Source organism: Streptomyces flavofungini, from assembly GCF_041028215.1.
GTDB classification, from domain to species: Bacteria; Actinomycetota; Actinomycetes; order Streptomycetales; family Streptomycetaceae; genus Streptomyces; species Streptomyces flavofungini_B.
In genome coordinates, this window is the sequence record NZ_JASKYR010001307.1 from 1 (window position 1) to 1,164 (window position 1,164).

A 1,164-nucleotide genomic window follows, 5' to 3' on the forward strand; every position below is an offset into this window, starting at 1 on the left:
CTTTCCTTGCTTCGAGCTGGGGTGGGGTGGAGGGGGAGTACGGCTGGGCTCCGGTGCCCCGTCAGGCCCAGGGGCCCGTCGCCGCCGCCCTCAGGTCCTTCTTCGAGATCTTGCCTACGCCCGTCCGCGGGAACGCCGTCACGAACTCCACCCGGTCCGGGACCTTGTACGCGGCCAGGCCCCTTTCCCGTACGAACTTCTTCACGGCCACCGGCTTCAGCGGCTCGGCGCCCGCGCGCAGGATGACGTAGGCGCAGGTGCGTTCGCCGAGGTAGGGGTCGGGTTCGGCGACGACGTTCGCGTCGTGCACCGACGGATGGGCCAGGATGTGGTTCTCGACCTCCTCCGCCGCGATCTTCTCGCCGCCGCGGTTGATCTGGTCCTTGGCCCTGCCCTCCACCACCAGGTGGCCGGTCTCCGTCAGGCGGACGATGTCGCCCGTACGGTAGAAGCCGTCGGCCGTGAACGAGCGGGCGTTGTGCTCGGGGGCCCGCCAGTAGCCGCGGATCGTGTACGGGCCGCGGGTGAGCAGGTGGCCGCTCTCGCCGACGGGCAGGTCCTCATCCTTGTCGTCGACGATCCGGATCTCGTCGTCCGGGGAGATCGGGCGGCCCTGGGTCGTGACGACCGTCTCGTACGGGTCGTCCAGGCGGGTGTAGTTGACCAGGCCCTCCGCCATGCCGAAGACCTGCTGCAACGTGCAGCCGAGCGCGGGCTTCACGCGCCGCGCCGCCTCCTCGCTGAACTTCGCGCCGCCGACCAGGAGGACTTCGAGACTGCTCAGGTCGTACGCGGATGACGGCGCCGCCTCGGTCCAGACCAGGGCGAGCGGCGGGACCAGACCGGTGATCGTCACCCCCTCCGCCTCGATGAGCGGGAAGGCGGCGTCGGGGCTCGGCTGGGGGGAGAGGACCACGCGGGCGCCCGCGTAGAGCGCGCCGAGCGAACCGGGGGAGGAGAGCGGGAAGTTGTGCGCCGCGGGGAGGGCCACCAGGTATACGGACGTCTCGTCGACGGCGCAGATTTCATTGGAGCCGCGGAGCGAGTAGATGTAGTCGTCGTGCGTGCGCGGGATCAGCTTCGGTACGCCCGTCGAGCCGCCGGACAGCTGGAGGAACGCCAGGTCGGAGGGGGCGGGCGGATTCTCGACCACCGGCCCCGGCC

The 1,164-nt window shown here is 70.8% G+C and carries 1 protein-coding gene; it reads right to left on the bottom strand.

All coding sequences use genetic code 11. The features are described 5' to 3' along the window. Nucleotides 1-61: 61 nt before the first annotated feature. On the bottom strand, nt 62-1,164 hold a 1,103-nt coding region (locus tag AB8Z36_RS40655; RefSeq protein WP_369218367.1), incomplete at its 5' end, for a (2,3-dihydroxybenzoyl)adenylate synthase.